The sequence below is a fragment of the Rahnella contaminans genome (assembly GCF_011065485.1).
GTDB classification, from domain to species: Bacteria; Pseudomonadota; Gammaproteobacteria; order Enterobacterales; family Enterobacteriaceae; genus Rahnella; species Rahnella contaminans.
In genome coordinates, this window is sequence record NZ_JAADJS010000002.1 from 628,527 (window position 1) to 652,516 (window position 23,990).

The following is a 23,990-nucleotide window of genomic DNA, read 5'->3' on the forward strand; positions in this document are numbered from 1 at the left end:
AATCAAATCAGCCTCACATATCCGGCCGCTGGATGTCAATTAGCGTAGAGATCAAATAAGTGAGAAAAAACAGCAGGCTGTCCGTCAGCGCAATTCAGCTTTCCGGCACCAGCATCACCAGTTTGCAATCGGCATAACCCGCCGGGAAAAACGTTTGCTGCCGGTACCGCGTTTCGCCACTGAGCGGGTGGTTAAAACGCCGCGCGCCGCCTTCGCGCGCCAGCACTTCCTGCTGCGTCCACCACTGATTAAATTCGCTGCTTTGCCCGCGCAGGCTGATCACTTTCTGACGCACGGCGTCGGAATGAGCGTAATGACTGGTCTCAGCACGAAATTCTGCCACCACGCGTTTAGCGCGTTCTGCCCAGTCGGGTACCAGCTGCCGGGAAAGCGGATGCAGAAACATAAAATCCAGCAGATTAGGCCGTTCAACTTTTCCCAGCCAGCCGCTGAATAACGCACCTGCGGGGGGATTCCACGCCAGCACATTCCAGCAACTGTCGAGCAGATAACCGGGGCCTGTGATCTGATTGACGCAATTTTTCAGGCTGTCATCCGGTGCGCCGGACAGGGGCACGGCAAGCGGATCTTTCACCGACGCAAGACTGAACAAATATTCGCGGGCGGCCGGTTCCATTTGCAGGGATTTCGCCAGCCTGTCAAGCGTGGCGGCAGAAACAGACACATCGCGCCCCTGTTCAATCCAGGTATACCACGTGGCGCTGATGCCGCTGATTTGTGCCAGCTCCTCGCGCCGCAGCCCGCTGGTTCTGCGCCGTGCAGAACCGGGAAGGCCCACCATTTCCGGCGTGACGCGTTCGCGATGCGTGCGTAAAAAGGCGCCTAAAGCTCCCGGGCCGCTGAGCGACTCTATGTTATCAATCATATTTTTTCTCAGGCTGGAAGTAACTCATACCAGTATAAATGCTCATATTGTACCCGTATAGAACAATGCCTATAGTGATTTTGAGGTCATCTGAAACCGGCGTTTCGACGAAAATAATAAGGCAAACAGGAGCAATGAAAATGACAACAAATACCCACAGTCAGGCGGTCGATAAGCAATTTGGTTCGCAGGCGCAAAATTACCTGACGAGCGCCGTTCACTCGCAGGGCGCAGATTTACAACGTCTGGCCGTTTTACTGGCGCCATTCCCGGATGCGCAGGTCATTGATCTGGGCTGCGGCGCAGGGCACGCCAGTTTTGTTGCGGCGCGTGCCGTAAAAAATGTGATTGCCTATGATTTGTCGGTGCAAATGCTGGAAGTGGTGGCGCAGGCGGCGAAAGATAAGCAACTGGAAAATATCACCACTCAGCAGGGGGTGGCAGAATCACTGCCGTTCGCCAGCGCCAGTGCAGATATCATCATCAGCCGGTATTCCGCGCACCACTGGCACGATGTCGGGCTGGCGCTGCGTGAAGTGGCGCGTGTGCTGAAACCGGGCGGCAAATTTATCATGATGGACGTGGTGTCGCCGGGGCATCCGCTGCTGGATATCTATCTGCAAACGGTCGAGGTTTTGCGCGATACCTCTCACGTCCGCAACTATTCTCCGGGCGAATGGCTGGAAATGGCGTCCGGAGCCGGTCTGATTGCCGGCGAAGTCACCACCGACCGTCTGGTGCTGGAATTCACCAGCTGGATTGCCCGCATGCGCACGCCGGAGCATTTCTCCGTCGCCATCCGCGAGTTGCAAAAAAAGATGTCAGACGACGTTGCCCGCCACTTTGAGATCCAGCCCGACGGTTCGTTTACCAGCGACATTATGATGCTGGTGGCTTCTAAGGGGTAAAGTGCCTGAAAGGGGTTTCGCCCTCCTGTGAGAGGAGGGCGGAAGCTATGCTGCGCTATTTCTTCCCGAACATCTTCTTCCCGAGCATTACCAGTGCCAGAACGGCGGCACCGACGATAAGGCCGACCACTAAATCCGTTGCGCCGGTAATCAGCGTGTTGATCCAGCTTTCGTGGCCGTGGGTCAGTGGTTCAATCAGGCTGTGCATAAACGGCAAACCGTGACTGATAATACTGCCGCCCACCAGGAACATCGCGATTGTGCCAACGACAGAAAGGGTTTTCATCAGCCACGGGGCGGCGTTCACGATGACGCGGCCGAACGCGCGTACGCCATTCATCACACTGCTCTCGCCCGACAGCTTACTGAGATACAAACCCGCGTCGTCAATTTTGACTATCGCGCCGACCAGCCCGTAAACGCCGATGGTCATGGCGACGGCAATCAGCACCATAACGGTGACCTGATTGATAAACGGCGCGGATGAGACGATACCCAGCGAAATCACGATAATTTCAGCAGAAAGAATGAAATCGGTACGTACGGCACCTTTTACCTTTTCTTTCTCCCGTTTTTTGGCATCGGCCTCATCTTTTACCTGCGGTGTCGCCGGTTTCTCTTCATGATGATCGCCGGGCATCAGTTTGTGCGCGATTTTCTCGAAGCCTTCGTAACATAAGTACGCACCGCCAATCATCAGCAGCGGCGTAATTGCCCATGGAATGAACGCGCTGATCAGCAGCGCCAGCGGTACCAGAATGGCCTTATTGACCATCGAACCTTTTGCCACCGCCCAGACAATCGGCAATTCCCGGTCGGCTTTAACACCGGAAACTTGTTGCGCGTTCAGTGCCAGATCGTCTCCCAACACACTGGCTGTTTTTTTTGCCGCGACCTTACTCATTGCGGCTACATCATCAAGTATGGATGCAATATCGTCGATCAAGGCCAGAAGGCTGCCACCCGCCATAAACACTCCCTTATGTCCCGGTCATCATTCCGCAGAGAAGATGCAGGGAATTTTGTTGTTAAAATCAGTTTTCGCACACGCGAAAACCGTTCTTCTGTCGCCACGGCTGTGCAGGTGATCACGGCGACAGGTAAAACCCTAAAAAATAATCATAACAGCGATTGCACTCTCTCGTCGATTTGTGCGAATGTTGTGCGGGTTATAAATAACTTTGAAAACTCTCCATACTTTCTCCATTAAATATCTTTGAATTTCGGCCAGTTATCTGGCAGGAAATGTTTACTTTCATTCTCTCCTTATTTTTACCACAATGGTTAAACTTCTTTACGTTGCATTACGTCCCCTTTCATTGATTCGCCGATAATTAATTCAACGGATTACTTCCGCTCCATTAATTAACGAAACTAACAAAAGAAAGGTGCGTATTATGAAACTCTTACCTATGTTTACTGCAGCTGTAATTACCGTCGCTTCATTCTCAGCACTTGCCGCAACGCCTATCTCTGAAATGCAGGCGCAAAGTGGTAACTACCAGTCACTGGGTATGGTTTCAGTGAGTGCACCAAGCACAGTCCCTGGCAGCCTGCATGACCAGCTGGAACAGATTGCCAGCGATAAAGGCGCGACACATTACCGCGTAGTCGGTGCCGGTACTCCCGGTGATTCCAGCCTGACCCGTGCGAACGTTGAGCTGTATAAATAAGATTAAAATTATCTGCTGATAACGAAAAATTTTTATTAAGACGTTATTTAGCTAATAAGTGTGAGAAGGCCAATGTCACCTGACATTGGCCTTTTTATTATTTGTGCCACCTCTGTTATTTTTGACCTTTTTGAGAATCATCCCATGTGATTTTTCTGAGTTAAAACTTTCTGATGTTTATTCCCCTTATTAATCATTTCTTAAGAATTTTTTGGCTTAATGGGGGTCTGATTCCTCAGGAGGAGTTAATATGTTGAATACCGCGAGAATGACAATTAAGAACACCGGTCTTTCGCTTCAGAACCAGTTTTTTTATCTGCAGAATTTTATTACCTCACCACGGACGATGGGGACGCTGATGCCGTCCTCGCCATGGTTGTGCCATGCGATGCTGAGCCAGATTGACTGGACGACGTCGCTGGATATCGCAGAGCTGGGTGCCGCAGATGGCGTACTGACCCGGCGGATCCTCAGCCGGATGCGCGCTGATGCGAAGCTGGAAGCGTTTGAAATTCAGCCCGCGTTTGTCCGAAAGCTTAATCAGATGGAAGACCGGCGTTTGCAGGTGATGGCGCATTCTGCCGAGCACATGAGCACGGATTATGACGCAGTGTTTTCGTGCCTGCCGCTGTTGTCGATGCCGGTGCGAACCAGCATGAAGATTTTGCAAAAAACGCAGCAGCAGCTGAAAAGCAAAGACGGCGTGCTGGTTCTGTTTCAGTACAGCCAGATGTCTGAGAAACTGCTGTCGCGCTATTTCACCTGGAAAAAAATCCGCGTGGTGAAGAATTTTCCACCGGCCATTGTGTATATCTGTAAACCCCGCTGATACAGCCACTTAGACATTCTTGCTGTCTGAGAGGTTTGCAGGGCATTGCGCTACAAGGATTTTTCAGTATGATGCCCTGAATGGCGTAAATAAAACGCTACAGAAGCTTCACCGGCAGGTGACAAAAATCTGCCAGTGAGGCTTTTTTGTTGTACTATCTCGCGAGTACAGCGCAAACCAGTACACCAGACCACTTTTTGCGACAAAGACTTCATATTGATGATGGATTTTCATCAGGTGAGATACGGGACTTTCGGGGAATAAAGGATAGCGGTAATGACACAACCCATTTTCATGGTAGGCGCGCGTGGCGCGGGTAAAACGACAGTTGGCAGTGAGCTTGCAAAAGCGCTGGGCTACAAATTTGTCGATACCGATCTATACCTGTTACGCACCTCAGGCCTCAGCGTGGCAGATATTGTCGACCGTGAAGGCTGGGAGGGGTTCCGTCGCCGTGAAACCGAAGCCCTGAAAGCTGTCTGCTCACCGCTGACTGTGATCGCGACCGGGGGCGGCGCGGTGCTGGCGCAGGAAAACCGTGATTTTATGCGGGAAGCCGGAACGGTTATTTATCTGCGTTCACCAGCAACGACGCTGGCAAATCGTCTGGAAGATGCTCCGCAGGAAGATCAGCGTCCGACACTGACCGGCAGGCCTATCACCGAAGAAATGATGCAGGTGCTGAACGAACGCGAAGCGCTGTATCAGGAAGCCGCTCACCACGTGGTGGATGGTACTCAGGATCCTGCGCGGGTAGTGAATTCTGTCATGAATGCACTGGCGTTGCCGATGGCGCGCTAACGTCATCTGCGGTAAAACGTCATCACGACGGGTCCTCTGAGGCCCGTTTTTTTTGCCTGAAATCCGGTGTTAAGCTGTAAACAAAACGGGCCATTTCTCGTGACAGGGATCACATTCGCCTAAGTATTGTACTGGTGTATGAGCGGGCGTAAACTAATAACTCAGGTGATTACTTAGACGCAGCGCCGTGACGCTGAAAACCCACAACGGACCCGATGATGAAACCCCTGATGTCTTTCTTTAACCAGCACAGTAAAGCCATGCCCGCAATCTGGTCGATCACGATCATTCTGGTCGAAGCTTCGATCGCGTTGTATATTTTGCGTAATATTTAATCAAAATAATCTGCTGAGTTTTACATCGTTCACTTCATAAATACTCGGCATTCATTTCCCTCTCCTCGCCATTCGATTGCTTTAGGAATTTCTTTAAGCATATTCATTTATCTGTCTTCTTCTGGCGGTTAAATAAACGTCTTGACGCTGACACGTATCAGCTTTAGTTTTTATTTAACTTAACAGGAACCCTGTTCCATATACCGGAACTTACTCCTTTATGACCACTTTAGAAAATGCGGCTGCGGTGCTGAAGTTATTTTCAACCCAGGGGATCCGGCAGGGACATCCCGGCTTGTCATTCAGTGACGTGGTCGAAAATTTAAAATTACCGAAAAGTACCGTTTCACGTTTACTGATGACGATGGAAACGCAAGGGCTTTTGGAACGCGATCAGGACAGCCGTTTATACCGGATCGGTAAATTATTGCTGGCAGTCTCCAGCCATTATTTATCCGTGCCGCTGGTGGATTCTGTTTCACCGTATATGACGCAACTGAGTCAGTTGACGCAATGCACGGGCTATGTGTCGATGCTGGAAGGGCGCGACATTATGGTCATGCGTATGTTCCCCGGCAGAACCTATTTACAAGTAGTGACGCCAGCCGGAAGCCTGCTGCCAGCGCATGAGACCGCCATTGGCCGTGCGATCCTGGCGCGTTTTAGCGACGAAGAGGTGGTTCAGCGTTTTAACGGGGAATATCAGGTTAACTCCGTCAATTCCCCTGCAAATATGGATCTTCTTTTGACCAGGCTGGCGGAAGTCAGGCAGACAGGATTATCGTTTGCCAATAATGAAACGCTTCAGGGCATCAGTTCTTTAGCGACCAGCATTTTTAATAAACACAGAAATGAAACGGTAGGGCTTTGTTTGTCATTCCCTTCTCCCGAACAGGGTAAAAATATTCCGAAAGGCATAAAAGAAGGATTAATTGCTGTGACCCGGCAAGTCGCCGAAAAATTGGGTGATGAGTACTGGCAATGATTTTTCATCGCAAGGACCAGTAACGGACCCGGATTATTTATTCATTTTTAGCCAACACCAGGGGCCTTATGTCAGACCAACGTGCAAAAGATAATAAGGAAAATCCGCTAAAGGATATTGGCACGCTCATCGTGATGATTATTCTGTCTATTTTAGGCGCTATCATCGGGGTCCAGTTAATAACGACGTTAGGTGTTACGCCTAATACCTCTATTATCGGCGCGCTGTTTGCCATGCTGCTGGCCCGCATTCCGATGCAGGCTTTTCAGCGTTACCGTTCAATCCACACCCAGAATCTGGCGCAGACCGTCATTTCTTCCGCAACTTTTGGCGCAGCAAACAGCCTGCTGATGCCGATTGCCGTGCCTTATGTTCTCGGACAGCCGCAGCTGATTATGCCGATGTTTATCGGTGTTGCCGCCGCGATGCTGCTGGACGCCTATCTGCTTTACCGCCTCTTCGATACCAAAGTTTTCCCGGCCAGTAACGCCTGGCCCCCGGGCGTGGCGGCGGCGGAAGCGATCAAAGCCGGCGATAACGGCGGGCGTCAGGCGTGGTTGCTGGTGGCGGGCGTGGTGATCGGGCTCGGTGGCGCGGTACTGAAAATTCCGATGGCGGCGTTTGGGACGGCATTCATCGGTAATATCTGGGCGCTCAGCATGTTCGGCATCGGATTGCTGATCCGCGCTTACGCACAACCGGTGGCCGGGCTGGATCTTAATGCCCTGTACATTCCGCACGGCATGATGGTCGGCGCGGGGCTGGTTTCGCTGATTCAGGTGATTCAGGTGGTTCGCGCTAAAAATGCCGATGCACGCACGACGTTTACCCAGCCGGCGAAAGAAGTGCGTACGGCGCTGGGGTTGGGCGCATTCGGCTATATCGCGATTGCTGCGTTGCTGGCACTGGCCGGGGGGTTATACAGCGAAATGTCCGTCGGCATGCTGATTGCGTTCGTGGCTTACGCCGCCTTTGCCGCTTTCTTCCACGAGCTGATCGTCGGCATTGCGGCCATGCATTCCGGCTGGTTCCCGGCGTTTGCCGTGGCGCTGATCACGTTGATTATCGGCATTCTGATTGGTTTCCCGCCGCTGGCACTTTGCGTGCTGACCGGCTTTACCGCCGCGACCGGCCCGGCGTTTGCCGATATGGGCTTCGACCTGAAAGCCGGATTCATTCTGCGCGGTTATGGTAAAGACTTACGGGCCGAACTGGCGGGGCGTCGCATTCAGTTATTCGCCGCGTTGCTGGCTTTTATCATTGCGATCCCTGTGGTGTGGTACGCCCATTACGGCTACTTCGCGCAGGATCTGGTGCCGCCGGTGGCGCGCGTTTACGCCAAAACCATTCAGGCCGGTGCTCAGCCGGGGATCGCTCACAGTCTGCTGATTTGGGCGATTCCGGGCGCGCTGATTCAGCTGATTGGCGGCCCAAAACGCCAGCTCGGCGTACTGCTGGCGACCGGGCTTCTGATCAACAGCGTGATGGCGGGCTGGGCGGTAGTCTGCGGTATCGTGCTGCGCATCATCATTATTCGTATCTGGGGTGAAAAAGGGCGTACGCCAATGGAAGTGCTGGCGGCAGGTTTTATTGCCGGTGACGCACTTTACAGCTTCTTCACCTCGGTTTTCAGTGCCAAAAAGTAAAGCGTTATTGCCAACACCAGGGCCGTTATCTGGCCAGCATTAAACACTGACTGTTCCGATGATGAACAGCGTTCGTGACCGTTTTGGCTTTTGCGCCTGTGCGCCGGTCACGAAGTTTTAAGAGGATTTTGTGATGAGTTTGCAACAGACATTAACGGTATTTGAACTGATGGATAGCGCACACGTCAGCGGTCAGGATGTTGTGGATTTATTTGCCCGTTATCCGGGCGTTATCGCCAGAACAAACCGTGCGGATGGCCCGAAAGGCGGCACGGATTTCGTCCGAATCACCGTGCCTGGCAGCAAAGGAAAAAGCAGTGGCGGCACTGCGCCGACGCTGGGGATTATCGGCCGTCTGGGCGGGATTGGTGCACGCCCGACGCGTATTGGTCTGGTGTCCGACGCGGACGGCGCGATTGCTGCGGTAACCTGTGCGCTGAAACTGGCGGACATGCAGCGTAAAGGCGATACGCTGGAAGGCGATGTCATTATCACTACCCACATCTGCCCGAACGCGCCAACCCGCCCGCACGATCCGGTAGATTTCATGGATTCGCCGATCGACGACGTGACTATGAATGACAACGAAGTCGTCGACGGCGTGGATGCGATCCTTTCCATCGATACCACCAAGGGCAACCGCATTATCAATCACAAGGGTTACGCCATTTCGCCGACGGTGAAAGAGGGCTACATCCTGCGTGTTTCCGAAGACCTTGTGCGCATTATGGAGATGACCAGCGGCAAGCCGGCGGTCACTTTCCCTGTCACCACACAGGACATTACGCCCTACGGCAACGGCGTTCATCACCTCAACAGCATTTTGCAGCCGTCAACGGCGACCAGCGTTCCGGTGGTTGGCGTTGCGATCACGGCAGAATCTGTGGTGCCGGGCTGCGGTACCGGCGCGAGCCATGAAGTGGATATCGCCCTGGCGGCGAAGTTTGCCGTGGAAGTCGCAAAAGAATTCGGGCGCGGTACGTGCCAGTTCTTTGATGCCGACGAATATCAACTCCTGTTGTCGCTGTACGGAAGCTTGCGCCACCTGCAAAACCGGAAGTAAGCCTTATGATCACGACCTTTGCGACGTTAACCATTGGACAGGCGCCGCGCAGCGATATTATGCCGCTGCTGATGGCGCATCTGCCGGCCAAATCAGTGACCCACGTGGGCCTGCTGGACGGAATGAGCACGGAGCAAATTGAGCAGCGATATGCGCCTGCGGAAGGCGATGCGGTGCTGGTTTCGCGTTTGCTGGACGGTTCGCAGGTCACCATGGCGGCGCATCGGGTTGAGCGCGGATTACAGGAAAAAATCGACGTTCTGGAAGCGCTCGGCTGCATGACTATTTTGCTGCTGTGTACCGGCGAATTTAAAAAGCTGCACGCCCGCAATGCGCTTCTGCTCGAGCCTGACCGGATTATCCCGCCACTGATTGGTGCGATTGTCGGCGGGCATCGCGCAGGAATTGTCGTGCCGATCGAAGAGCAGATCGTCGAGCAGTCTGGCAAATGGCGGAAGCTGTCCAAACCGCCGTGCTTTGCGGTGGCCAGCCCGTATATTTCCGATGACCAGACCATTATCGAAGCGGCGATGCGTCTGGCGCAGCAGGGTGCGGAAGTGGTGGTACTCGATTGTATTGGTTACACGCGGCATCACGCCGAATTGCTGAAAAAACATCTCAGCATTCCGGTTCTGTTGTCGAACGTGCTGATGGCAAAACTGGCGGCGGAACTGATCGTCTGACGCCGGGGAGTAAAGCGGTTATGTGCGGAGCGGATAGCCACCCACAATGGCACTGTGCGACGCTAAAATCAAATCAGCGACGCCGCTTTGCGGGCGGTGTCGTCTGGTGCAGATAAAGCGGTAATAATCAGTGACAGAATGAGGTTTGTGCCCCTAATATGGAGGCTCTGAAAATTATCGCAAAGGGCCAATCTATGTTGAAAAATAATGAGTATTTTGACGGGAAAGTTAAGTCGATTGGTTTTGACAGCGACAGTACGGGTTCAGCCAGCGTTGGCGTGATGGCCGTCGGCGAATACACTTTCGGCACCGCTAAGCCGGAAGAAATGACCGTCATCAGCGGCTCGCTGAAAGTGCTGATCCCGGGTTCTCCGGACTGGCAGGTCTTCAAACCGGGCGAAACCTTCTACATTCCGGGTAAAAGTGAATTCAATTTGCAGGTCGGCGAAACCACGTCGTATCTCTGCAAGTATCTGACCAAATAAATCATTCAGACACAGCAAAAAAGAAAAGGCGCCAATGAGCGCCTTTTCTTATTCTTGCAGACCTGAAATTAACGTTGGGCTTCGCCGCCCAGCGCCTCAATCAGATTCTGGATTAATGCAGCCAGTTCACCGGTCATCAGCACGAAATCAGCATCGAAACGTCCGGCGAAATCTTCGCGATCGATGTCTTCGTTCTGGTCACGGATCACGTCGCTGAATTTCAGACGTTTGATGCTGCCGTCGTCGGCCAGAACAACGGCAATGCGTTCCTGCCAGTCGACGGCCAGCTTGGTGACCAGTTTGCCATTCTCGATGTGCGTGGCGATTTCGTCGCTGACCAGCGCCTGTTTCTTACAGCGGATCACGCCGCCTTCTTCAAGAATCGCTTTCAGCTCGGCTTCGTCCTGCAGGGCAAAACCGGCAGGCGTCTGGCCTGAACGCACCCATTCGGTCAGCGTCAGTTCGATCGGGCTTTCCATGGTTAATGGCACAACCGGCAGTGAACCGAGGCTTTTACGCAGCAGCGCCAGCATGTCTTCCGCTTTTTTCGCGCTGGCGGCATCGACCATGATCAGGCCGTTAACGGTGTCGATCCACATGAATGTCTGGCTGAAACGGCTGAATGCGCGCGGCATCAGGCTGTGCAGCACTTCGTCTTTCAGGGAATCTTTTTCGGTTTTCTTCAGCTTACGGTGTTGCTCACCTTCAAGCTGATCAATCTTCGCCTGTAACTCCTGTTTGATGACCGGAGAAGGCAGGATTTTTTCTTCTTTACGGGCGCAGATCAGGATCTGACCGCCGTTAACGTGAGTCAGCGCGTCGCCACCGTGGGAACCCATTGGTGAAACCCAGCCGGTTTTCGCCATATCCTGGCTGCCGCACGGGGTAAAGGTGAAAGCGCTGAGCTGTTTTTCCATTTCGTCAGCAGATAACGAAACTTCACGGCTCAAACGGTATACCAACAAATTCTTAAACCATAACATGGCGTTATCCCTGTCCCGGCGCACTCGTGGTACGCTGATTAAATGAATGCAGGGCGGCATGATAACCAATTGAGCGCCGGTCGTCGTTAAGAAATCACCGCAGCATGAAACATTGCATAACAGCTTATTCTGGTGACGACAGCAGCGAGCTTCTACACTGATTTAACCTCAAAAATAACTGACCCTACCGGCAGAAACAGGAGAGAAAACGTGCGAATTGGCATTGATTTAGGCGGCACAAAAATAGAAGTCATCGCGTTATCCGGCGAAGGGAAAGAACTGTTCCGCAAGCGGGTGGATACGCCAAGAAATGATTACGAACGCACGCTGAAAGCGATTGAAGGTCTGGTGCTGGACGCCGAAAAAGCCACCGGCCAGCACGGCAGCGTCGGCCTTGGGATCCCCGGTACGCTTTCGCCGTTTACCGGTAAAGTGAAAAATGCCAACTCGGTCTGGCTAAATGGCCAGCAGCTGGATGAAGATCTGGCGCTGTTGCTCAAACGCGAAGTGCATATTGCTAACGACGCGAACTGTCTGGCGGTTTCCGAAGCCACTGATGGCGCAGGCGCAGGCCGTCACACCGTGTTTGCCGTGATTATTGGTACCGGCTGCGGCTCCGGTATTGCGCTTAACGGCGTGGCGCACGCGGGCGGCAACGGCAATGCAGGCGAATGGGGACACAACCCGCTGCCGTGGCAGGACGAGGAAGAAATCCAGTTTGCCCGCGACGTGCCGTGCTATTGCGGCAAATCCGGCTGCGTGGAGACGTTTGTGTCGGGCACCGGTTTTGCAGAAGATTATTTCCGGCTGTCAGGCCAGCGGCTGAAAGGTGCGGAAATTATTGAGCTTGTTGAGCAGGGCGACGAAACGGCGGAGCTGGCGCTGGGCCGCTACGAGCGTCGTCTGGCGAAAGCGCTGGCCAACGTGGTGAATATTCTGGATCCGGATGTCATCGTTTTTGGCGGCGGCATGAGCAACGTCGATCGTCTGTACCAGACCGTTCCCGTGCTGATCAAACAGTGGGTGTTTGGCGGCGAATGTGAAACGCCGATCCTTAAAGCGGTTCACGGCGATTCCAGCGGTGTTCGCGGTGCAGCCTGGTTGTGGCCGCAGTCGCGCTTCGCGTTGTAATTTTCTGGCAGACAAAAGCCGCATGATGTCACGCCATCATGCGGCTGTATCGGTTACTGCGACGGGACTTTAAATTCACTGCTCAGGCGGCTGACGCCCAGCCCGTTCACCTTGGTCACTTTGATTTGCACCGGAATGCGGTCTTTCATCGCTTCAACGTGGCTGATCACGCCAATGGTTTTACCGGAGGCGTTCAGGCTGTCGAGGGCGTCCAGCGCGGTGTCCAGCGTGTCGGCGTCGAGCGTACCAAAACCTTCGTCGAGGAACAGCGAATCGATGCGGGTTTTATCGCTCACCAGATCTGACAACGCCAGCGCCAGCGCCAGACTGACCAGGAAACTCTCGCCGCCGGATAACGTGCGGGTATCACGCACGGCGTCTGCCTGCCACGTATCGACAACCTGCAACTCCAGCGCGTCGCTGGTTTTACGTTGCAACAGATAACGGCCATGCAGTTTTTCCAGCTGGCGGTTCGCCAGATACACCAGATGATCCAGCGTCAGCCCCTGCGCGAACTTACGGAATTTCGCGCCATCGCTGGAGCCAATCATCTGATTAAGATATCCCCAGTCATCACAGGTCAGCTGCGCCTGCGCAATCTGCGCGATTAACTGCTGCTGGCTGCCGCTTCGTTCCTTGTCGAATTTAAGCTGATTACTCACTTCGCCGGTGCGCTGTTGCAGCGCTTTCAGGCTTTGTGACAGCGATTCCTGCTCGGCCATCAGCGCCGTGAGATCGCTTTCGTATTCACTCAGATGCGCCGGGCGTGCGAGCCGCTGTTTCTCCAGTGTCTCTTTCGCGTCGCTTAACAACGCCTGAGCCTGTACCCGCTGTTTCTGCAACTGGTCTTTACGCTCAAGGAGTTGCTGGCGTAATGCGTCGTCGAGCATCGCGAGTTTCACTGCGTCTTCATCCGCAAACTCGCTGTGGGCCAGCGCCTGTTGCCAGTCTGTTTGTGCCTGATGCAGACGGGCCGTGGCCTGCTGATGTTGCAATTGCGTGCTGGCGAGCTGACCGGCCAGTTTGTCGCGAAGTTCCTGCGCCCGGTGAAGGGCAGTCTCGGCTTCGCTGACCGCTTTCTCGGCGGCCTGTTGTTGCTGATGTAAGTGCTCGCGAACCTGCGTAACCTGACGGGCGCCGAAGAGTTCTGTGCGCTGCGCCGTCAGTTCCTTCAGCGTTTTCTCGCCATCCGCATACTGGGTTTGCAGGCGTTCAAGCTGTTCCAGAGACTTCGTCAGGTTTTGCTGCGTCAGCGTAAAACGCTCTGCCAGCAATGCACTTTGCTGCTGGACTTTTTGTTGTTCGCCGGCGGCTTCGCTGAGGGCGTCTTTCGCCTGTTGCAGCGCACGGGCCAGCTGTTCATGCTGGCGGAGGGTTTCCTGTGTTTGCTGTTCTTCCTGATCGCATGACGCCAGCCATTGCTGAATGTCCGCCGCATCATTCAGGGTGAACGTCAGACCATGCGGAGCGCTGATTTTCTTCCAGTTTTCGAGATGCGCGTTCAGTTGCTGCTGGTCGTGCTCAAGCTGCGTTTGCAGGCGCAATTGGTGTTCTTTCAGGCTTTTAATTTTCGCGGCCAGTTCGATTCCGCTGGCTTTCGCTGCATCAAATTCCAGCTGCATTTTCTCAACACGCTGCGCCGTTTCAGACGGTTTGATCTCCTGATAACTTTCAATCGCCGGATGCGAGGTGGAACCGCACAGCGGGCAGGGTAGGCCGCTTTGCAGATTCGCGCGTTCTGCCGTCAGGCTGACGATCAGTTCCTCGCTTTTCAGCCGCGCTTTGACATCATTCAGATGCTCGAGCTGTTTCTGGCATTGCAGACGGATTTTGCCAAGGCGTTCTTCTTCTTCCGCGATTGCCGTCTGATTCTGCGCAAAATCCTGATGCTGCTGACGGACACGTGAGTCGAGCTGAGGGAAAATCTGTGCGAGTGAGAACAGCTGCTGGCGTACCGGACGCAGTTGCGCCAGTTCAGATTGCCGCTTCTGCAACGCCGTCAGCGGCTGCTGTTTTTCCAGTTCAACCTGACGCTGTTGCTGAGTCTCAAGCGCGGCGGTCAGCGTGGTGTGTTTCGCCTGATGCTGCTGACTCTGTACCTCCAGTTTCTGCCGTTCTTCGGTGATTTTCGCCAGCGTCGCGTTATGCTCACTGGCCTGTTTCTGTACTTCACTGACGGCCTGCTGCGTGTCAGTCAGTGATTTGTGCCACCGGGCAATTTCGCTATCCAGCGGCAGAACTTTTTCGTCCATCAGCGTCTGTAGCTGGCGCTGCTCTCCGGCCTGTTTCTGGCGAGCGGTTTTCGCCTGTTCCAGCGCCAAAGCCAGCGGTGTCATCTGTGCGGCCTGTTGTTGCTGTTGCTGAACCAGTTGCGTGAGCGCTTGCTGTAACTCCTGTGTTTCTTTCTCACAGCGCAACCGGTCGCTGAGCAGCGGACGCAGCTTTTCAGCCGGTTCACTGCGCGCGAGTTGTTGCAACTGCGGCGCTGCGGCGAGGTTTTCCTGCTCTGCCGCCGTCAGCTGCTGCTGAGATTGCTGATATTTTTGCTGTACCTGCTGCCATTGTTGCAACCAGTTCAGATCCTTCTGGCGCTGAAGCGCCTGCTGGCTGAGGATAATTTCCTGCGCGTTCAGCGCGGCCAGTTCCGTTTCAAACGCCTGACGCTGCTCTTCGCTGAGCAACTCGATACCTGCCATACGCTGATACAAACCGTCGAGCTGATTTTTGGCTTCTTTATGTTGTTCAAACACGCGCTCAGAAAGCCGCCCGTAGATTTCGGTGCCGGTGAGTTCTTCCAGCAATTCCGCGCGGTCGTTGGCATCGGCATTCAGGAACGCGGCGAACTGGCCTTGTGAAAGCATCATTGATTTGGTGAAACGGCCAAAATCCAGCCCGGTCAGCTCGGCGATGGCATCAAGTTTATCGCGCACTTTGTCGGCCAGAATTTTTCCATCGGCCAGCAGTGCCAGTTCCACTTTCGGCGCCTGTAAATTGCCGTCCGGCGAGTTTTTGGCCCGGCGCTGGCTCCAGAACGCGCGGTAGCCAATGCCTTTGACCTCAAACTCGACTTCCGCCAGCGATTCGGCGGTGTGGCGGGTCATCAGTTCATTCTGACTCGGCGTGACGTTCAGACGCGGTGTCTGGTGATAAAGCGCCAGACAAATGGCGTCGAGCAGGGTGGTTTTCCCCGCGCCGGTCGGGCCGGTGATGGCAAATAAACCGTTGCTGGCAAACGGCTCAGCGGTGAAATCAATTTTCCATTCGCCTTCCAGCGAGTTCAGGTTTTTTAATCGCAGGCTGAGAATTTTCATTGTGCGCCGTCCTCCGCATTCTGACCGCTGGTGATCTGTTCAACGACCTGCGCAAACAGCGTGCGCATCCGCGCCTGACGCGGCTCATCAGGATCCGGTTCCAGCGCCAGACGTCGTTCAAACACGTCACTGACGCTCAGCTCGCTCAGCGTTTCCTTTTCCTGCTGCTCAATACTGTGGATGCGCTGTTCTTTGCTGCGGCGTAACAGCACGACTTCTACCGGCAGATCTTCCGTCAGCGCCTGAATGCGTCGCTGAATATCGCTGAGATAGTCCTGCGTGGCGACTTCGATATCCAGCCAGACCGGCTTTTGCGTATCGCCGCCTGCAAACTGCGCCAGCTGTTTTTCGATTTCAGCCAGCGAACCTTTGATGATCTGCATGGGCTGGAAAACCGGGATTTCCAGCGTGTCGATGGCGTTAAGCGTTGCGCCGTCGAAATCGAGTAAGTACACACTTTTGGCTTTGCTCAGTTCGTCAAAACTCAGGGCAATCGGCGAGCCGCTGTAACGGATATGTTCGGTTTTTGCGACGCACTGGGCGCGGTGAATATGCCCGAGCGCCACGTAATCTACCGGCGGAAATGCCTGGGCCGGGAAGGCGTCGAGCGTGCCTATATAGATGTCGCGCACGGAGTCAGACGTGCTGACGCCGACGGTGGTCAGATGGCCGGTAGCGATAATGGGCAACGGCACACCAAGTTTCTGACGCTTCGCCAGTGCGGCCTGATACAGCGCGTCATAATGCGCCGCAATGGCTTCCTGCAACGCGAGCTGTTTGTCGCTGCCGGACTGTCCGGCCTGGCTGGCGAGTAAATCGCGCGGACGCAAAAACGGAATGGCACACAACACCGCGCCGGGCTGGCCTTCACGCGTGTTCAGCACTAAAACCTGTTCCTCCAGATTTTCGCCTACGGTGGCGATCACCCGCGTATTCAGGCACGAAAGCAGTTCGCGGGATTCATTGAGCGTGGCGACGGAATCGTGATTCCCGGCCAGCACCACCAGCTGACAGCCGGTTTGTTGTAATTCCACCACGAAGCGGTTGTACAACTCGCGGGCGTAACTGGGCGGCGAACCGGTATCAAAGATGTCCCCGGCGACAATGACGGCGTCCACCTGATGCTGCTGCACCTGACCGGTCAGCCAGCGCAAAAATGCCTGATGTTCAGCGGCGCGGCTTTTGGTAAAAAAGTACTGGCCGAGGTGCCAGTCGGAGGTGTGGATCAGGCGCATGAGACTCCCGTGTGAACCCTGTATGACGACAATGGTGCAAAGTATAAACGTCGGCGGGGGAACCTGTCCCCGATAAATCAGACCAATTTCAGCAGGATGGCGGGAATTTATCTGTCATATTTGCCTTAAATGAACCATCATTTTCATTCATAAATCTGTCACAAAACTGACGCATAATGGCGCCCGCAATCAAATAAAAGATCGCTAACCTATTGGCAGGACCTACGATGGCTAGACGTATATTGGTGGTTGAAGACGAAGCTCCAATCCGTGAAATGGTGTGTTTTGTACTGGAACAGAATGGATATCAGGCAGTAGAAGCTGAAGATTTTGATTCAGCGATTGGCCAGTTAGTGGAACCTTACCCAGAACTGATCCTGCTCGACTGGATGCTACCCGGCGGTTCCGGTATTCAGTTTATTAAGCACCTTAAACGTGAAGCACTGACCCGCGAAATTCCGGTGATGATGCTGACCGCTCGCGGTGAAGAAGAAGATCGGGTGCGCGGCCTGGAAGTCGGTGCCGATGATTACATCACTAAACCGTTTTCACCAAAAGAACTGGTTGCCCGTATTAAAGCGGTGATGCGCCGGATTTCGCCAATGGCGGTCGAAGAAGTGATCGACATGCTGGGGCTCAGTCTGGATCCGTCGTCTCACCGGGTGATGGCCAACGAGCAGGCGCTCGATATGGGGCCGACCGAATTTAAGTTGTTACACTTCTTTATGACCCATTCCGAACGCGTTTACAGCAGAGAACAGTTGCTCAATAACGTGTGGGGCACTAACGTTTATGTGGAAGATCGCACGGTAGACGTGCATATTCGTCGTTTGCGTAAAGCGCTGGAAACCAGTGGACATGACAGAATGATCCAGACTGTTCGTGGTACCGGATATCGTTTCTCAACGCGTTATTGAGTCCCCCACAGCGGAGAACCTGTGTGTTAGAACGTTTGTCATGGAAACGTCTGGCCGGCGAATTTTTTCTCTTTTGTCTGCCAGCCCTGATCCTCGGAATTTTCGTCGGCCATTTCGGCTGGCTCCTCTTTGCGTCGCTGGTCGCGGCGCTGGGCTGGAATTATTACAATCAGCTTAAACTCTCTCACTGGCTGTGGCTTGACCGCAGCATCACCCCGCCGAACGGGCGCTGGAGCTGGGAACCGCTGTTTTACGGGCTGAACCAGATGCAGATGCGCAACCGGCGACGTCGTCGTGAATTAGGTCAGTTGATCAAACGTTTCCGCAGCGGTGCCGAATCGCTGCCGGATGCGGTGGTTCTGGCGACGGAAGAAGGCAATATCTTCTGGTGTAACGGACTGGCGCAGGATCTGCTCGGTTTCCGCTGGCCGGAAGATAACGGCCAGCATATTTTTAACCTGCTGCGTTATCCGGAATTCCGCACCTGGATCCAGACCCGTGACTTCAGCCGTGCCCTGAATCTGCAACTCAATAATGAACATTACGTCGAGTTTCGCGTGATGCCGTATTCCGAGGGGCAGCTTCTGATGGTGGCGCGTGACGTCACGCAGATGCGTCAGCTCGAAGGCGCGCGACGTAACTTCTTTGCCAACGTCAGCCATGAACTTCGCACGCCGCTCACTGTGTTGCAGGGGTATCTGGAAATGATGGAAGACGCCAAGCTGGAAGAGCCGTTCCGCACCAAAGCGCTGGATACGATGCAGGAGCAGACGAGGCGCATGGACGGGCTGGTGAAGCAGCTTCTGACCCTGTCGAAAATCGAAGCATCCGCCAATATCGATATGCACGAGAAGGTCGATATTCCGGTGATGCTCAGCATGCTTGAGCGGGAAGTGCAGACGTTAAGCGGCGGGAAACATGAAGTGGTGTTTCGCGTAAACGAAAAGCTGAAAGTCTTTGGCAATGAAGATCAGCTGCGCAGTGCGGTGTCGAATCTGGTGTATAACGCCGTGAATCACACCCCGCCGGGCACGCGGATTGAAGTCAGCTGGCAGCAAATTCAACATGGCGCGCAGTTTCAGATAAGTGACAACGGGCCGGGCATTGCGCCGCAGCACTTACCGCGTCTGACCGAACGTTTTTACCGTGTGGATAAGGCGCGCTCACGCCAGACCGGCGGCAGCGGACTGGGGCTCGCCATCGTAAAACATGCGCTCAGCCACCATAATTCGAAACTCGAAGTTCTCAGCGAAGTCGGTGTCGGCACGCGGTTTATGTTCACGCTGGCACCAAAATTGATTGTTCCTCAGGGTTCAGACTCCCCGGTCACCGTAAAACCTTAATTTCAGCAATTTACGTAAAGTCTGTTATCAGCCGATAGCAGGCTTTTTCATTTCTGTTTATGGCGCGATTCTGCCTGATGATCATGAATTTATTTCACGTCCCATGAAAATTCCTCTGTTGTGAGTGAACAGGCTGCATGACAGTATGGCCTTAAAGCCGTTTAGACATCCAGATGTCTACAGGTAACGCAACGTAATTATTTACTTTGTAAATCATTCGCATTCCGCCAGGGGCGTGATGCCATAAGGAGTTTTCATGCAACGTACTACCCCTCCGTTCCGCGCTGACGTCGTTGGCAGTTTCCTGCGTCCGGCCGCGATCAAAGAAGCCCGCAAACAGTTTCAGGCCGGTGAAATTAATGCAGTACAGCTGCGCGCGGTGGAAGACACTGAAATCCGCCGTGTGGTGGATTTGCAGCGTGAAGCCGGTCTGCAGGTGGTGACGGATGGCGAGTTCCGCCGTGCGTGGTGGCACTTTGACTTCTTCGAAGGCCTGGAAGGGGTGGAAGGTTATGATGCGGTTCAGGGGATCCAGTTCAACGGCGTACAGACGAAAGCGCGCAGTATCAAAGTGGTGAGCAAACTCGGTTTTGGTTCGCACCCGATGCTGGAAGATTTCCGTTTCCTGAAAAGTATCAGCGGAACGGCTGTGCCGAAAATGACTATTCCCAGCCCGAGCGTGATGCATTTTCGCGGTGGCCGAAATGCTATCAGCAAAGACGTTTATCCTGATCTGAAAGACTATTTTGACGATCTGGCACAGGTTTACCGGGACGCGATCAAAGCCTTTTACGATGCCGGCTGTCGTTATCTGCAACTCGACGATACCGTCTGGGCGTATCTGTGTTCTGAAGATCAGAAGAAACAAATCCGCGAACGGGGTGACTCTCCGGAAGAGTTAGCACGTACTTACGCTGACGTGCTCAACAAAGCCATCGCCGGTAAACCTGACGATCTGGTGATTGGCCTGCATGTTTGCCGCGGTAACTTCCGTTCAACCTGGATTTCTGAAGGTGGCTATGAGCCGGTGGCAGAGATTCTGTTTGGCGGTGTGAATATCGACGCCTTCTTCCTGGAATATGACAATGAACGTTCAGGCGGTTTTGAGCCACTGCGTTTCATCAAAAAAGGTCATCAGCAGGCGGTTCTGGGGCTGATTACCACCAAATCCGGTGAACTTGAGCTGGCGAAAACCGTGGAAGCACGGATCGCAGAGGCGGCTGAATATCTGGACATTAACCAGATTTGCCTGAGCCCGCAGTGTGGCTTCGCGTCTACGGAAGAAGGCAATAGCCTGACCGAAGCGCAGCAGTGGGAAAAACTTAAACTGGTGGTGGATATCGCCGCCCGCGTCTGGTAAATCCGGAAAGCGGCTAAATTTTGCCCTCGTAAAAATGCTGGATATTGTGCGTGAAATGACCTGTGAATGGTGATTTCACGCATTTTTAATCTTATCGGAGCATATCTTGTGCTTTGTTCGTTCAAAAATCATACATATCATATTGCGTGTTTTGGAAGGTATTTAGTGATTGTTACTGCTTTGTCGTATTAATCTGGTTGAACACTCTGCTTTTTCGATCACGGCTTGCCTTTCTACGCTATAAACGTTTACCTTAAGCCCCGCTGTCGCTCGATACTCCCTGCATAACAACGTAATCATCTGCATATCATCAGGCGTTTTTAGCTCACTCCGATCCTCACATTGGTGTTCTCTGGCTATGACAACGCCATTCATCCTTCTGACGGAGTAGCACGACGACAGCATCGGACACTTTATTCATTTGAACAGGCAACACGACACCAATCATGAGTACTCGTTTAACAAATAAAGATATTCTGGCGCTGGGTTTCATGACCTTCGCCTTATTCGTCGGGGCAGGAAACATCATTTTCCCGCCGATGGTAGGCTTGCAGGCCGGTCATGAAGTCTGGTGGGCAGCTGCCGGGTTTATGATCACGGCGGTAGGGCTTCCTGTGATGACTGTGATTGCGCTTGCGCGCGTCGGTGGCGGTGTTGACGCCCTGAGTACGCCTATTGGTCGTGGTGCCGGTATTCTTCTGGCGACTGTCTGTTATCTGGCTGTGGGCCCGCTGTTTGCCACACCGCGTACGGCGACGGTTTCCTTTGAAGTCGGTATCGCACCGATGACCGGTGACGGCCCGCTGCCTCTGCTGATTTACAGCGTGATTTATTTCGCTCTGGTGATTGGTATCTCCCTGTATCCGGGCCGTCTGCTCGATACCGTCGGGCATTTCCTTGCACCGCTGAAAATGGTGGCGCTGGGCGCGCTGGGTATCGCTGCACTGCTATGGCCTGCCGGTCAGTCCATGCCTGCGGTTGACGCTTACCAGACGGTGCCGTTCTCCAGCGGTTTTGTTAACGGCTATCTGACGATGGATACGCTGGGCGCGCTGGTCTTCGGGATTGTTATCGTTAACGCCGCACGTTCGCGTGGCGTGACCGATGCCAAACTGCTGACCCGTTATACGGTTCTGGCAGGGCTGATTGCCGGTCTGGGCCTGATGCTGGTCTATCTGAGTCTGTTCAAACTGGGCGAAAACAGTGCCTCGCTGGTGCCAAATGCAACAAACGGCGCGGTGATCCTGCATGCTTACGTGGCACATACTTTTGGCAGCGTGGGTAGTTTCTTCCTCGGTGCGCTGATTTTCATCGCCTGTATGGTCACCGCGGTTGGTCTGACCTGCGCCTGTGCTGAGTTCTTCGCTCAGTATCTGCCGTTGTCATATAAAACGCTGGTCTTCATTCTGGGTCTGTTCTCAATGCTGGTGTCCAACCTGGGCCTGAGCCATCTGATTCAGATTTCCGTACCGGTTCTGACTGCGATTTATCCGCCGTGTATTGCGCTGGTTGTACTGAGCTTTACCCTGCGCTGGTGGAACAGCACTACGCGTATCGTCGCACCTGTGATGGTTGTCAGCCTGGTCTTCGGTATTGTTGACGGCATCAAAGCTTCTGCTTTTGCAGATCTGATGCCAGCCTGGACTGCGAACCTGCCGCTGGCGGCGCAAGGTCTGGCCTGGTTACCGCCGTCATTATTAATGCTGGTGCTGGCCGGTATTTATGACAAAATCAGCGGTCCGCGTAGCGTCACTGCGCACCAATGATCATTTGGTGAATGTTCAACGGCATAAAATATAATTAGTCTGCTGAATGTTTCGCCAATCGGGCCACGGAGAATCTTCCGTGGCTTTTTCATTGGCAGGTAAAAAAGTTAATTTCTTAAAATACGCACTTTTGATATTTAAAAAACATACGGGTTAATGCACATGCAGCAAGAAGCTGAACAACCAACAGAGCAAAAAGAAGCGCCAGGCACGAAGCTAAAACGTGGCCTGACAACGCGCCATATTCGCTTTATGGCACTGGGATCAGCCATCGGTACCGGTTTATTTTACGGATCTGCCGATGCCATCAAAATGGCCGGACCAAGCGTGCTGCTTGCCTATCTGGTCGGCGGGATCATCGCATTTATCATCATGCGTGCATTGGGTGAGATGTCCGTTAATAATCCGCAGAGCGGGTCGTTCTCCCGTTACGCGCAGGATTATCTCGGGCCGATGGCCGGCTACATCACCGGCTGGACGTATTGTTTTGAGATTCTGATTGTCGCGATTGCCGATGTTACGGCGTTCGGTATTTACATGGGCGTGTGGTTCCCGGATGTACCACAATGGACCTGGGTGCTGAGTGTGGTGCTGATTATCGGCGCTATCAATCTGGTGAGCGTGAAGGTGTTCGGTGAACTGGAGTTCTGGTTCTCCTTCTTCAAAGTTTTCACCATCATCATCATGATCATTGCCGGTTTCGGTATTATCTTCTGGGGCATTGGCAACGGTGGGCAGGCGACCGGTATCCACAATCTGTGGACGAACGGCGGCTTCTTCAGCCAGGGCATCATGGGCACGATCCTGTCGTTGCAACTGGTGATGTTTGCCTATGGCGGTATCGAGATCATCGGTATTACCGCCGGTGAAGCGGAAGACCCGAAGAAATCTATTCCGAAAGCCATCAACTCCGTTCCACTGCGTATTCTGGTGTTCTACGTGGGTACGCTGTTTGTGATTATGTCGATTTTCCCATGGAATCAGGTGGGGACGCAGGGCAGCCCGTTCGTGCTGACGTTCCAGCACATGGGGATTGCGGCGGCGGCAACCATTCTGAACTTCGTGGTGATCACCGCGTCTCTTTCTGCGATTAACAGTGACGTGTTCGGCGTGGGCCGTATGCTGCACGGTATGGCAGAGCAGGGGCAGGCGCCTAAAATGTTCAGCAAAGTTTCGCGTCTTGGCACGCCGTGGGTCACAGTTCTGGTGATGATGGCGGCGCTGCTGGTGGCGGTTTATCTGAACTACATCATGCCGTCCAGCGTATTCCTGGTGATTGCGTCTCTGGCGACATTCGCGACCGTTTGGGTGTGGATTATGATCCTGTTCTCCCAGATCGGTTTCCGTCGCAAGCTCAGCAAACAGCAGATTAAAGAGCTGGAATTCCCGCTACGCGGCGGCGTTTATACCTCGGTCTTCGGGATCATTTTCCTGGTGTTTATTATCGGGCTGATTGGTTACTTCCCGGATACCCGCGTGTCGCTGTATGTCGGTCTGGTTTGGGTTGTGGCGCTGCTGGTCGGTTACCGCTTCAAATTGCGTAACGACCGTAAGAAAGCAGCACTGGCGCTCAGCAACAAAGCGTAAGCAAGCACTTACCTTCCGGTAAAGAAACGCCCCCGATATCATCGAGATAGCGGGGGCGTTTTA

The 23,990-nt window shown here is 53.7% G+C and carries 20 protein-coding genes; 15 read left to right on the forward strand and 5 right to left on the reverse strand.

The genetic code is table 11. The features are described 5' to 3' along the window. Positions 1-94 precede the first annotated feature (94 nt). On the reverse strand, positions 95-886 hold the full coding sequence (locus GW579_RS12025) for a helix-turn-helix transcriptional regulator (protein ID WP_165059267.1): 792 nt from the start codon (positions 884-886) through the stop codon (positions 95-97). Positions 887-1,026: 140 nt separating this feature from the next. Here GW579_RS12025 and GW579_RS12030 point away from each other — a divergent pair, with 140 nt between their 5' ends. After that, positions 1,027-1,794: a class I SAM-dependent methyltransferase gene (locus GW579_RS12030; RefSeq protein ID WP_165059268.1), complete on the forward strand. Its 768-nt coding sequence runs from the start codon at positions 1,027-1,029 to the stop codon at positions 1,792-1,794. A gap of 55 nt (positions 1,795-1,849) precedes the next feature. Here GW579_RS12030 and GW579_RS12035 read toward each other — a convergent pair whose 3' ends face one another. Next, the gene (locus tag GW579_RS12035) at positions 1,850-2,764 is read right to left on the reverse strand and encodes a DUF808 domain-containing protein (protein ID WP_165059269.1); all 915 of its coding nucleotides are present in this window, start codon (positions 2,762-2,764) and stop codon (positions 1,850-1,852) included. A gap of 427 nt (positions 2,765-3,191) precedes the next feature. Here GW579_RS12035 and GW579_RS12040 point away from each other — a divergent pair, with 427 nt between their 5' ends. The 8 genes from GW579_RS12040 to ppnP all read left to right on the forward strand — a co-directional run bounded on the left by GW579_RS12040 (position 3,192) and on the right by ppnP (position 10,294). Further along, positions 3,192-3,467, forward strand: coding sequence for a YdgH/BhsA/McbA family protein (locus GW579_RS12040; protein WP_152327838.1), 276 nt, complete (start codon positions 3,192-3,194; stop codon positions 3,465-3,467). A gap of 250 nt (positions 3,468-3,717) precedes the next feature. Next, a complete protein-coding gene (locus GW579_RS12045) occupies positions 3,718-4,296 on the forward strand; it encodes a class I SAM-dependent methyltransferase (protein WP_152327839.1) in 579 nt (192 codons plus the stop codon). A 276-nt stretch (positions 4,297-4,572) separates the two neighbouring features. Beyond that, on the forward strand, positions 4,573-5,097 hold the full coding sequence (gene aroL / locus GW579_RS12050; protein WP_165059270.1) for a shikimate kinase AroL: 525 nt from the start codon (positions 4,573-4,575) through the stop codon (positions 5,095-5,097). A 555-nt stretch (positions 5,098-5,652) separates the two neighbouring features. Beyond that, positions 5,653-6,417: an IclR family transcriptional regulator gene (locus tag GW579_RS12055; protein WP_165059271.1), complete on the forward strand. Its 765-nt coding sequence runs from the start codon at positions 5,653-5,655 to the stop codon at positions 6,415-6,417. A gap of 68 nt (positions 6,418-6,485) precedes the next feature. Then, positions 6,486-8,063, forward strand: a complete 1,578-nt coding sequence (locus GW579_RS12060) for an OPT/YSL family transporter (RefSeq protein ID WP_152327842.1) — start codon at positions 6,486-6,488, stop codon at positions 8,061-8,063. Between the two features lie 133 nt (positions 8,064-8,196). Then, positions 8,197-9,126, forward strand: coding sequence for a DUF1177 domain-containing protein (locus GW579_RS12065; RefSeq protein WP_152327843.1), 930 nt, complete (start codon positions 8,197-8,199; stop codon positions 9,124-9,126). A gap of 5 nt (positions 9,127-9,131) precedes the next feature. Then, a complete protein-coding gene (locus tag GW579_RS12070; RefSeq protein WP_165059273.1) occupies positions 9,132-9,809 on the forward strand; it encodes an AroM family protein in 678 nt (225 codons plus the stop codon). Between the two features lie 194 nt (positions 9,810-10,003). After that, positions 10,004-10,294 carry a pyrimidine/purine nucleoside phosphorylase gene (ppnP, locus tag GW579_RS12075; protein WP_101075794.1) on the forward strand — a complete coding sequence of 97 codons (291 nt, stop codon included), beginning with the start codon at positions 10,004-10,006 and terminating at the stop codon, positions 10,292-10,294. 68 nt (positions 10,295-10,362) lie between these two features. On the opposite strand, the gene rdgC is transcribed toward ppnP, so the two are convergent. Beyond that, entirely contained in the window at positions 10,363-11,277 is a 915-nt protein-coding gene (rdgC, locus tag GW579_RS12080; RefSeq protein WP_101075448.1) for a recombination-associated protein RdgC, read from the reverse strand. 210 nt (positions 11,278-11,487) lie between these two features. Here rdgC and mak point away from each other — a divergent pair, with 210 nt between their 5' ends. Continuing rightward, a complete protein-coding gene (mak, locus tag GW579_RS12085; RefSeq protein WP_152327845.1) occupies positions 11,488-12,408 on the forward strand; it encodes a fructokinase in 921 nt (306 codons plus the stop codon). A gap of 53 nt (positions 12,409-12,461) precedes the next feature. On the opposite strand, the gene sbcC is transcribed toward mak, so the two are convergent. Next, positions 12,462-15,719, reverse strand: a complete 3,258-nt coding sequence (gene sbcC, locus GW579_RS12090) for an exonuclease subunit SbcC (protein ID WP_165059275.1) — start codon at positions 15,717-15,719, stop codon at positions 12,462-12,464. Further along, complete coding sequence (gene sbcD / locus GW579_RS12095) at positions 15,716-16,954, reverse strand: exonuclease subunit SbcD (protein ID WP_165059277.1); 1,239 nt, start codon at positions 16,952-16,954, stop codon at positions 15,716-15,718. Before sbcD ends, sbcC begins: the two co-directional genes overlap by 4 nt. A 227-nt stretch (positions 16,955-17,181) precedes the next feature. Between sbcD and phoB the strand changes: the two genes are divergently transcribed. The 5 genes from phoB to proY all read left to right on the forward strand — a co-directional run bounded on the left by phoB (position 17,182) and on the right by proY (position 23,927). Continuing rightward, positions 17,182-17,871, forward strand: coding sequence for a phosphate response regulator transcription factor PhoB (phoB, locus tag GW579_RS12100; RefSeq protein WP_165059279.1), 690 nt, complete (start codon positions 17,182-17,184; stop codon positions 17,869-17,871). A gap of 23 nt (positions 17,872-17,894) precedes the next feature. After that, positions 17,895-19,214: a phosphate regulon sensor histidine kinase PhoR gene (gene phoR / locus GW579_RS12105; protein WP_152327848.1), complete on the forward strand. Its 1,320-nt coding sequence runs from the start codon at positions 17,895-17,897 to the stop codon at positions 19,212-19,214. Positions 19,215-19,470: 256 nt separating this feature from the next. Then, complete coding sequence (locus tag GW579_RS12110) at positions 19,471-20,574, forward strand: cobalamin-independent methionine synthase II family protein (protein WP_152327849.1); 1,104 nt, start codon at positions 19,471-19,473, stop codon at positions 20,572-20,574. Positions 20,575-21,020: 446 nt separating this feature from the next. Then, positions 21,021-22,340, forward strand: a complete 1,320-nt coding sequence (gene brnQ, locus GW579_RS12115; protein ID WP_165059281.1) for a branched-chain amino acid transport system II carrier protein — start codon at positions 21,021-21,023, stop codon at positions 22,338-22,340. A gap of 162 nt (positions 22,341-22,502) precedes the next feature. Next, positions 22,503-23,927, forward strand: coding sequence for a proline-specific permease ProY (gene proY, locus GW579_RS12120; RefSeq protein WP_195823662.1), 1,425 nt, complete (start codon positions 22,503-22,505; stop codon positions 23,925-23,927). Positions 23,928-23,990: the final 63 nt, after the last annotated feature.

Coding starts and splice junctions, on each gene's coding strand:
- GW579_RS12025 (WP_165059267.1), bottom strand. CDS start 886: ATGATTGATAACATAGAGTCGCTCAGCGGCCCGGGAGCTTTAGGCGCC.
- rdgC (WP_101075448.1), bottom strand. CDS start 11,277: ATGTTATGGTTTAAGAATTTGTTGGTATACCGTTTGAGCCGTGAAGTT.
- sbcD (WP_165059277.1), bottom strand. CDS start 16,954: ATGCGCCTGATCCACACCTCCGACTGGCACCTCGGCCAGTACTTTTTT.
- GW579_RS12070 (WP_165059273.1), top strand. CDS start 9,132: ATGATCACGACCTTTGCGACGTTAACCATTGGACAGGCGCCGCGCAGC.
- GW579_RS12055 (WP_165059271.1), top strand. CDS start 5,653: ATGACCACTTTAGAAAATGCGGCTGCGGTGCTGAAGTTATTTTCAACC.
- proY (WP_195823662.1), top strand. CDS start 22,503: ATGCAGCAAGAAGCTGAACAACCAACAGAGCAAAAAGAAGCGCCAGGC.
- phoB (WP_165059279.1), top strand. CDS start 17,182: ATGGCTAGACGTATATTGGTGGTTGAAGACGAAGCTCCAATCCGTGAA.
- ppnP (WP_101075794.1), top strand. CDS start 10,004: ATGTTGAAAAATAATGAGTATTTTGACGGGAAAGTTAAGTCGATTGGT.
- sbcC (WP_165059275.1), bottom strand. CDS start 15,719: ATGAAAATTCTCAGCCTGCGATTAAAAAACCTGAACTCGCTGGAAGGC.
- aroL (WP_165059270.1), top strand. CDS start 4,573: ATGACACAACCCATTTTCATGGTAGGCGCGCGTGGCGCGGGTAAAACG.
- GW579_RS12045 (WP_152327839.1), top strand. CDS start 3,718: ATGTTGAATACCGCGAGAATGACAATTAAGAACACCGGTCTTTCGCTT.
- GW579_RS12030 (WP_165059268.1), top strand. CDS start 1,027: ATGACAACAAATACCCACAGTCAGGCGGTCGATAAGCAATTTGGTTCG.
- GW579_RS12065 (WP_152327843.1), top strand. CDS start 8,197: ATGAGTTTGCAACAGACATTAACGGTATTTGAACTGATGGATAGCGCA.
- GW579_RS12040 (WP_152327838.1), top strand. CDS start 3,192: ATGAAACTCTTACCTATGTTTACTGCAGCTGTAATTACCGTCGCTTCA.
- brnQ (WP_165059281.1), top strand. CDS start 21,021: ATGAGTACTCGTTTAACAAATAAAGATATTCTGGCGCTGGGTTTCATG.
- GW579_RS12110 (WP_152327849.1), top strand. CDS start 19,471: ATGCAACGTACTACCCCTCCGTTCCGCGCTGACGTCGTTGGCAGTTTC.
- GW579_RS12035 (WP_165059269.1), bottom strand. CDS start 2,764: ATGGCGGGTGGCAGCCTTCTGGCCTTGATCGACGATATTGCATCCATA.
- GW579_RS12060 (WP_152327842.1), top strand. CDS start 6,486: ATGTCAGACCAACGTGCAAAAGATAATAAGGAAAATCCGCTAAAGGAT.